3 protein-coding genes and 1 pseudogene are annotated in these 2,776 nt (G+C 37.2%); 3 read left to right on the top strand and 1 reads right to left on the bottom strand.

Features of this window, described 5'->3' with window-relative positions:
• Both MTBBW1_RS10795 and MTBBW1_RS10790 read left to right on the top strand, forming a co-directional pair.
• Window positions 1-362 (top strand): annotated as a pseudogene (locus tag MTBBW1_RS10795) (recombinase family protein); the annotation flags it as partial.
• A gap of 186 nt (window positions 363-548) precedes the next feature.
• A complete protein-coding gene (locus tag MTBBW1_RS10790; RefSeq protein WP_080803220.1) occupies window positions 549-1,058 on the top strand; it encodes a chemotaxis protein CheW in 510 nt (169 codons plus the stop codon).
• Between the two features lie 136 nt (window positions 1,059-1,194).
• Here the strand turns inward: MTBBW1_RS10790 and larE are convergent, their stop codons facing one another.
• On the bottom strand, window positions 1,195-2,013 hold the full coding sequence (gene larE / locus MTBBW1_RS10785) for an ATP-dependent sacrificial sulfur transferase LarE (RefSeq protein WP_080803217.1): 819 nt from the start codon (window positions 2,011-2,013) through the stop codon (window positions 1,195-1,197).
• A 338-nt stretch (window positions 2,014-2,351) separates the two neighbouring features.
• Between larE and MTBBW1_RS10780 the strand changes: the two genes are divergently transcribed.
• Window positions 2,352-2,537: a hypothetical protein gene (locus MTBBW1_RS10780; protein WP_080803214.1), complete on the top strand. Its 186-nt coding sequence runs from the start codon at window positions 2,352-2,354 to the stop codon at window positions 2,535-2,537.
• Window positions 2,538-2,776 lie beyond the last annotated feature (239 nt).

The raw sequence follows: 2,776 nt of genomic DNA, 5'->3' as shown, positions 1-2,776 counted from the left end.
TTGATGAAAAAGAAAAAGTCGAACAGCAGCAAGAGACCATGGATGATCTGGCTTCACTCGTTGATGATAATAAAAAACCAACTGCCAATGGACAGGAGCCTGATCTGAGTGAACAAAAGAGCAAACAGGCAAAACCTTTACCTGCAATCAAAAAACCCACAGCATCCTTTGAAAGTAATTTTAAACAGTTTAAATCGGAAGTCATCAATATTATAATAAAATTGAAAAAACAAGGTTACAGTGTTAATGAAACAACTGACATTTTAAATAAAGAGAACATAACTACACTATCCGGTAAAAGCCGATGGAATACAAAAATGATCAATAAAATTTATTCGTTCATAGAAGCTGCTGCCAGATAACGGCCATATTGGATGGCCGCCACAATCGAAGTGTTGAAAGTCTTTATAAAAACAGCCATTTGTGGGGACTTTCATATTAACGGCTATGACAGATATTTGCCATGACTAAGCATGAAAATCTTTATATGTGAGTACGTTATGGAGATTTTCTAATAAAAAACACTTGAAAACTCAACAGGGGGCAAAATGACAACCCAATCAAAACAATCTGAATCTGAATCAAATTTTGAAAAAGAAGGAAAATATTTGACTTTCTCCCTGGCTGGAGAAGAGTATGGAATTGGCATATTACAGGTAAAAGAGATTATCGGAATGATGCCAATCACCTCTGTTCCTAGAACCCCAAATTTTGTCAAAGGTGTCATAAATTTAAGGGGAAAAGTCATTCCGGTTATTGATCTAAGACTTAGGTTTGGCATTGAAGAAAGCGAATACACGGAGAGGACATGTATTATTGTTGTGGAAATTTCTGGAAATCATGGTGATATGGTTATAGGAATTGTAGTAGATTCTGTTTCCGAAGTTCTTAACATCAAGGCAGAACACATAGAACCTGCGCCCTCTTTTGGAGCAAGCCTTGACTCAGAGTATATTCTGGGAATGGCAAAACTGGAAGGTGGTGTTAAAATCCTGCTTGACATCAACAAAGTTCTGGGATCTGATGACATATCCATCCTTGAAAAAACAGCCAGTTAGGAAACAATTTTATAACGTACATGGCGGATTACCGCCACAATCGAAGGGATGAAAGTCGTTTTAGAAACAGGCTGTTACCGAGACTTTCATATAAAAACCAACATGAATGTATTTTTAAGGTAAAAAATATATTGTTTTAAAACAGAATCTTGTTACCATTTTTTTCGGGATTCATACTTCCCTGTATATAGCCGCCAAGATCAAGTGCAACGAACTCAAAGCCATGAGCTTTAAATAATGTTATAATTTTATCTCTCATCTCTTTTTCAGCAACCGTTGAAATCATCTGGGACGGACACTCGATTCTGGCAATACTGCCATGGCAACGGACGCGGACACCATGCAGGCCAAGCGCTATGAGCCAAGATTCACAAGCTTCGACCCTTTCAAGGACTTCAAGGGTAATCCTCTCACCAAAGGGAATTCTTGTGGCAAGACAGGATTGGGCTGGCATATTCCATGTATCAAGTCCCATTTTTTTTGATTCATCCCGAATTTCAGATTTAGACAAACCTGCTTCAATAAGAGGCTCAAAAATACCCATTTCCCTTGCAGCTTTGATGCCTGGCCTGAAATCTTCAAGATCATCTATGTTGATACCATGGGCAATGACGGAGAATCCAAGGGAAGCTGCATGGTCTTTCAATGCACTAAACAACGTTTTTTTGCAAAAATAGCATCTGTCAATACCATTGGCTATGATATCTGTATTCTTAAGGACTTCAACTGGAATAACATAATGTTTAATATCTAATTTTCCGGCCATCTTACGAGCAAACCGAAGCTCATGATCTGACAGAAAAACAGAATCCGCTGTCATGGCCACAACCTCAGCAGAACAGACATGACTGGCGACCGCTGCCAGAAATGTACTGTCAACTCCACCAGAAAATGCAATGACAAATGGCGGAGACTTTCTCAATATTTCGTATAGAACTTTAATTCTGTTGCTCATTTTAAAATTTAACTTTCATTTACCTTAATAAATACAATGTTAGAACAGATTCAATAAAAGTGATCTGGGCACATTTAAAAAGTGCCTTAACAAAGTATTTACAAAAAAAGGATTGTTGTATATATATTTTAGGCAGTTTTCGGCATCCTTCATATAACCTCAAAAGTACTTTACACTTTTTTTTTATGGAGATGCCCAAAAGAAAGGTATGTTATTCCAGAAAGTGTAAGCTGGGAAATGAAGGATACCCAGTTTGCAATGTTATGTTGAAATGATGTCAAGTCAACAATATATCATGGCAGCTTCTAAAAAATTATTATCATTGATAAAGGGGAAACATGGCAACAACAAATAAAAAAAATATCAAAAAAAAGAGTGTAAACGAACCTGATGTTAAAAAGAAAGTGGTAAAAAAAGCAGCGGCTAAAAAAACAGCTAAAAAGAAAACCTCCAAGAAAAAACCGATGCTAAAACCCAGGCCACCAGGCAAAACACTTCTGAAAAAAAGAGCCATCCTGTTATAGAGAATGCTGCTGAAAAATCCCAGGAAAACATAAAAACTGAGGCAAATACTGAAGAGAGCCCAATAACAGAAGAGCAGAGACTTCAGGAACAAAAACGTGCTGAAGAGGCAAGAATTGCCGAAGAAAAAAGAATCGCTGAAGAGAAAAAACTCGAAGAAGAGCGTATAAAAAAAGAAAAACTTGAGCAGGAAAGAATCGATGAAGAGGCAAGGATTGCCGAAGAAAAAAGAATCGCTGAA

Source organism: Desulfamplus magnetovallimortis (assembly GCF_900170035.1).
Classification (GTDB): Bacteria; Desulfobacterota; Desulfobacteria; order Desulfobacterales; family Desulfobacteraceae; genus Desulfamplus; species Desulfamplus magnetovallimortis.
The sequence above is the reverse complement of the archived record's forward strand: the minus strand, read 5'-3'. Positions and strand labels throughout refer to the sequence as shown.